The 5,572-nt window shown below is 73.7% G+C and carries 5 protein-coding genes; 2 read left to right on the forward strand and 3 right to left on the reverse strand.

Annotation, left to right across the window (positions count from 1 at the left end):
• Window positions 1-111: 111 nt before the first annotated feature.
• From HMPREF3099_RS02550 to HMPREF3099_RS02560, 3 genes are read right to left on the reverse strand one after another with little or no spacing between them, the layout of a single operon-like run.
• Window positions 112-735: a DNA-3-methyladenine glycosylase I gene (locus tag HMPREF3099_RS02550; protein ID WP_070703665.1), complete on the reverse strand. Its 624-nt coding sequence runs from the start codon at window positions 733-735 to the stop codon at window positions 112-114.
• On the reverse strand, window positions 732-1,415 hold the full coding sequence (locus HMPREF3099_RS02555; RefSeq protein WP_070703667.1) for an alpha-ketoglutarate-dependent dioxygenase AlkB family protein: 684 nt from the start codon (window positions 1,413-1,415) through the stop codon (window positions 732-734). The genes HMPREF3099_RS02550 and HMPREF3099_RS02555 overlap by 4 nt, the downstream gene beginning before the upstream one ends.
• 1 nt (window position 1,416) lies before the next feature.
• Window positions 1,417-2,157, reverse strand: a complete 741-nt coding sequence (locus tag HMPREF3099_RS02560) for an HAD-IA family hydrolase (RefSeq protein ID WP_070703669.1) — start codon at window positions 2,155-2,157, stop codon at window positions 1,417-1,419.
• Window positions 2,158-2,491: 334 nt separating this feature from the next.
• Here HMPREF3099_RS02560 and groL point away from each other — a divergent pair, with 334 nt between their 5' ends.
• Complete coding sequence (gene groL / locus HMPREF3099_RS02565) at window positions 2,492-4,129, forward strand: chaperonin GroEL (RefSeq protein ID WP_070703671.1); 1,638 nt, start codon at window positions 2,492-2,494, stop codon at window positions 4,127-4,129.
• A 162-nt stretch (window positions 4,130-4,291) separates the two neighbouring features.
• The coding region (locus HMPREF3099_RS02570) for a tetratricopeptide repeat protein (RefSeq protein WP_141761947.1) at window positions 4,292-5,572 on the forward strand (1,281 nt) is incomplete at its 3' end.

Below are 5,572 nucleotides of genomic sequence, written 5' to 3' on the forward strand. Positions count from 1 at the left end.
GGCCCGGCTCGCCCGCGCGATGCGGGACGTGGCGCAGCGCGGCGGCGGAGCCCGCGTCACCCACGCCCTGCGCCAGCGGGCCGAGCAGGTCCAGCGCGGCGAGGACTGACCTCAGTCCGGCCAGAGGCCGCTGCACCCGCGCCTGTGGGACCCCAGCAGGTGGGTGTCCACCATCCCGACGGCCTCCATCAGCGCGTACATCGTCGTGGGCCCCACGAAGGCGAAGCCGCGCTGCTTGAGCGCCTTCGACAGCGCCACCGACTCCGCCGACCGCGTGGGCACCTCGGCCACCCGCAGCGGATGCGGGGTCTCGGCGGGCTGATGGGACCAGAGGAGGTCCACCAGCCCGCCGTCCTGTCGCAGCGCGAGGGTGGCCCGGGCGTTGCCGATGGTCGCCTCGATCTTGCGCCGGTTGCGCACGATGCGGTCGTCGGCCATGAGGCGCTCGACCTCGGCCGGGCCGAAGGCCGCCACCGCCTCGGCGTCGAACCCGGCGAAGGCCTCCCGGAAGGCGGGGCGCTTGCGCAGGATGGTGGCCCACGACAGGCCCGACTGGAAGGCCTCCAGGCTGAGCCGCTCGAACAGCCCGGTCTCGTCGCGCACCGGCAGGCCCCACTCGGTGTCGTAGTAGTGGCGCAGCAGGTCGCTGCCCTCGGCCCACGGCGTGCGGGCCAGCCCGTCGGCGCCCACCACCACCTCGGAGCCGGCCGGGACGGCGAGCCCACGGGCGCTCACCGCTGCATCCCCGTCACACGCAGGGTGAGGCTCAGGCGCCCCGGCAGTCCCACCCGCTCCTGCTCGGCGGCCACGGGTCCCGGTGCGGTGCCCCCGTGGACGGCCGGCACCCCGTGGAAGGCGCGGCGGGCCGCCCCGCCGAAGACCACGAGGTCGCCTCCCTCCAGACGCAGGTCGGTCCAAGGCCGGGTGCGGGTGGTGGTGTTGCCGAAGCGGAAGGTGCACGCGTCCCCCACCGAGAGGCTCACCACGGGGTCCTCGGTGCGTTCGTCGGCGTCGCGGTGCATCCCCATCGACGTGCCGGGTGCGTAGTGGTTGAGCAGCGCCGCGTCCGGGGCGGGACCGGGGTCCTCGTCCGCCCGCCGCCACCCGGTGGCCACGAGGGCGCGGTGGTACAGGCGCGTCATCCAGGCCGGCACGGGCAGCGGCACGGCGCCCGATGCGGGGTCGAGCGCCGCGTACCCCCGGGCCGTCCACACCCAGCCGAAGGGCACCATCGTCACGCGCATGCGTCCACCGTGGACCTCCGGGGCGTGCGCGGGCACCGGGCCGGCTGCCCAGTCGGCGTGGTGACGCACGAGCCAGCACTGCTGCTCGGCGGTGAGCCACCCCGGCACCCAGTGGCAGCCCGGGGACACCTCCTGCGCGGGGCGGGGGAGCAGCTCGTCGCCGAAGAGCACGTCAGGCGGTGGGGGCGGGTCCGTCGTGCGTCGCGTCGGCGTGGGCGGCCCCATCGAGCACCCCGGTGGACTCCAGCACCTCGCGGAAGGCCTCGACGCCCTGGGTGAAGTGGTACTGCCGCGCCCGGATGCCGATGGCGGCCGCCCCCTCGACGTTGTCCGCGCGGTCGTCCACGAAGACCACCTCGCCCGGCTCCACCGGGTGCCCGGCTTCGGCCTCGGCGCGCAGGATCGCCCGGAAGAAGTCCGGCTCCGGCTTGGCCACGCCCAGGCGCGAGGAGGTGTAGACCTCGTCGGCCAGGTCGGCGAAGGCGCCGCTGTCGGTGAGCCAGGCCGCGCGATGCGGCTGCTGGTTGGTGGCCATGGCCACGCGCACCCCGCCCTGGCGGGCGGTGGCCACCATCGCCCGCTCCTCGGCCAGCGGCTCGGTGCGGTGCCACAGGCGGGCCACCTGCTCGGCGTCGGTGGAGTTGCCGTGGCCCTCCAGGATGCCGGCGATGGTCTCCGGGAAGGTCAGGTCGGTCTCCTGCCCGGTGAGCAGGAACACCTCGGCCACGAAGACCTCGTCGAGCACGGCCTGGGCGCGGCCCCACAGCGCGGGGTCGTCGGCCACGCGGTCGGCCGGGGCGCCCCACCCGGTGGCCAGGAGGGTGATGGCCTCGTCCTTCCAGCCGTCGGGCATGCGCTGGATCACGGCATCGGCGTCGAGCAGGAGGAGGCGCACGGCGTCAGGAGTCGGCATGGGGCGATCCTCCCACTGATCGGCCGTGCGGCCGAGTCGCGCGGGCGTGCCGGGCGGGGCGGCAGGAGGCCCGCGCCCCGCGCTTTGCACTCTCCGGGGGCGAGTGCCAGAATCGCACTTGGCACTCGGCGGCTCCGAGTGACAGGTCGCAGGGCCAGCAGGACGAGGAGAGTGCCCCCGTCCGGCCCGGCCGGTCGCCACGGAGCCGACCCGGGTGAAAGACACCGACCACAGGTCGAGGGGTCGATGCCGGGCGGTCCGCACCGCGCGGGGCGACCCCGTCCGTCGCGGGCGACCGGTGGTCATCCGCTACGCGTGTGGGAGGAAACCACCGATGGCCAAGACCATTGCGTTCAACGAGGAGGCCCGTCGCGGCCTCGAGCGCGGCATGAACACCCTTGCCGACGCCGTGAAGGTGACGCTCGGCCCCAAGGGCCGCAACGTCGTGCTGGAGAAGAAGTGGGGCGCCCCCACCATCACCAACGACGGTGTGTCCATCGCCAAGGAGATCGAGCTCGACGAGCCGTACGAGCACATCGGCGCCGAGCTGGTCAAGGAGGTCGCCAAGAAGACCGACGACGTCGCGGGTGACGGCACCACCACCGCCACCGTGCTGGCCCAGGCCATGGTCCGCGAGGGCCTGCGCAACGTGGCCGCCGGCGCCAACCCGATGGGCCTGAAGCGCGGCATCGAGAAGGCCACCCAGGCCGTCTCCGACGAGTTGCTCGCCATGGCCAAGGAGATCGACACCAAGGACCAGATCGCGTCCACCGCGTCCATCTCCGCCGCCGACCCCGAGATCGGTCAGGTCATCGCAGAGGCGATGGACAAGGTCGGCAAGGAGGGCGTCATCACGGTCGAGGAGAGCAACACCTTCGGCATCGACCTCGAGCTGACCGAGGGCATGCGCTTCGACAAGGGCTACATCTCGCCCTACTTCGTCACCGACACCGAGCGCATGGAGGCGGTCTTCGAGGACCCCTACATCCTGCTGGTGAACTCCAAGATCGGCGCCATCAAGGACCTGCTGCCGCTGCTGGAGAAGGTCATGCAGTCCGGCAAGCCGCTGGTGATCATCGCCGAGGACGTCGAGGCCGAGGCCCTGGCCACGCTGATCGTCAACAAGGTGCGCGGCAACTTCAAGTCCGTCGCCGTGAAGTCCCCGGGCTTCGGTGACCGCCGCAAGGCGATGCTGGGCGACATGGCCATCCTCACCGGCGGTCAGGTCATCTCCGAGGAGGTCGGCCTGACCCTGGAGAACGCCGAGCTCGACATGCTGGGCACCGCCCGCAAGGTCGTCGTCACCAAGGACGAGACCACCATCGTGGACGGCGCTGGCGACGACGCCCAGGTGCAGGGTCGCGTGAAGCAGATCCGCGCCGAGATCGAGAACTCCGACTCGGACTACGACCGCGAGAAGCTGCAGGAGCGCCTCGCCAAGCTGGCCGGTGGCGTGGCCGTCATCAAGGCCGGCGCGGCCACCGAGGTGGAGCTCAAGGAGCGCAAGCACCGCATCGAGGACGCCGTGCGCAACGCCAAGGCCGCCGTGGAGGAGGGCATCGTCGCCGGTGGTGGCGTGGCCCTGCTGCAGGCCGCCACGAAGGCGTTCGAGGGCCTGTCCCTCGAGGGCGACGAGGCCACCGGTGCCGAGATCGTCCGCGTGGCCTCCAGCGCCCCGCTGAAGCAGATCGCCGTGAACGCCGGCCTCGAGGGCGGCGTCGTGGCGGAGAAGGTCCGCTCCCTGAAGCCGGGCGAGGGCCTCAACGCCGCTACCGGTGAGTACGTCGACATGATCGCCGAGGGCATCATCGACCCGGCCAAGGTGACCCGTTCCGCGCTGCAGAACGCCGCCTCCATCGCCGCGCTCTTCCTCACCACCGAGGCGATCGTGGCCGAGAAGCCGGACAACAACAAGGCCGCTGCCGGCGCCGACATGGGCGACATGGGTGGCATGGGCGGCATGGGCTTCTGATCCCACCGGCTGCCGGGCCCCGCGCCCGCGGCTGACGACGGGCGGTTCCTCCTGCGGGAGGGGCCGCCCGTCGGCGTGCGGGAGCGGTGGCGAGCGGCGCCGGGCGCACGGTCCACCACCGGGATGAGGGGTGGCCGGCGGTAGTGGTGCGAATCTCGCCCCATGGACCCGATGGACATGCGCACCTGCGAGCAGCTCATGGCCCAGCACCGGTTCGCCGAGCTCGAGCAGCTCCTGGACCGTCTGGCCCCCACCCACGCCCACGACCCCCTGTTCCACGTCACCTCCGCCTGGCACCTCCGCGCGACCCAGCAGCCGCGGGAGGCCGAGGAGGCCGCGCGCCGGGCCGTGGCCCTGGACCCCCAGGGGGTGAACCCGCTGCGCTGCTTGGCCGAGACGCTCCTGCAGAACCGGCAGTGGTCCGCGGCCCGGGTGGCGCTGGACGACCTGCACCGGGTGCGGCCGGACTGGTCGCCGGTGCACCAGATGTACGCCTATGCGCTGCGGGGCCTGGGTGACCTGGGCAACGCGCGACGTGCCGGCATCGAGGCGGTGCGGCTCGACGGGGCCGACCCCGCGGCGCACCTGGCCCTGGGGCGTGCGGTCTCCGTGGTGGACCCCGCCCTGGCCGAGCGGGCCTACCGCGAGGTGCTGGCCCGGGACCCGGAGCACGCGCAGGCGCGGCAGGGCCTCGAGCGGGAGCAGGAGTACCTGCGGCCGACCGGTCCGGGCGTGGATGGCGACCCGCGGCGCCGGCAGGTGCGGGCGTTCATGGAGGAGGGGCTGCTCGACGAGGCCGCCCGGGTGCTGCAGTCGCTGACGGACGCGTATCCGGACGCGGTCTCCCTGCAGACCGCGTGGACGGCGCTGCACTCTCGGCGGGGGGACCTGGGGGCGGCCGAGCACGCGGCCCGAGAGGTGGTGCGCCGGGAGCCGGGCTGGGTCGTGGGGCGGGTCAACCTGGCCAACCTCCTGCTCGACCAGCAGCGCCCCCAGGAGGCCCAGCAGGTGGCCCGGGAGGGCCTGGACATCGACCCGCGCAGTGCGCTGGCCCACGATGTGATGGCGGTGGCTCTCGAGCGGTCCGGGGACGTGCCAGGGGCGCTCCACCACGCCCGCGAGGCCCTGCGCTGCGCCGCGGACGACCCGCAGGTGCTCCAGGGGGTGCCGCGGTCGGCCCGGCTGGTGGAGCACCTGGCCGACGCGGGGCTGGCCAAGGACGACCCCCGCGTGGTGGAGCTGTTCCACCTGGCCACGCGGGGCGAGCACACCGCGCTGGACGAGGCGGTGGCGCGCCTCCTGGCCGACCATCCCGACACCGCGTCGGCCCACCACGTGTGGGCGCAGTCCCTGACCCAGCGGGGGCGTTTCCAGGATGCCGCGGCGGAGGCGGAGCGGGCGGCCGAGCTGGAGCCGGGGGCCCGCGGCATCCGGGCCACGGCG

This window comes from Kytococcus sp. HMSC28H12 (genome assembly GCF_001816045.1).
Taxonomy (GTDB): Bacteria; Actinomycetota; Actinomycetes; order Actinomycetales; family Dermatophilaceae; genus Kytococcus; species Kytococcus schroeteri.

Coding starts and splice junctions, on each gene's coding strand:
- HMPREF3099_RS02560 (WP_070703669.1), bottom strand. CDS start 2,157: ATGCCGACTCCTGACGCCGTGCGCCTCCTCCTGCTCGACGCCGATGCC.
- groL (WP_070703671.1), top strand. CDS start 2,492: ATGGCCAAGACCATTGCGTTCAACGAGGAGGCCCGTCGCGGCCTCGAG.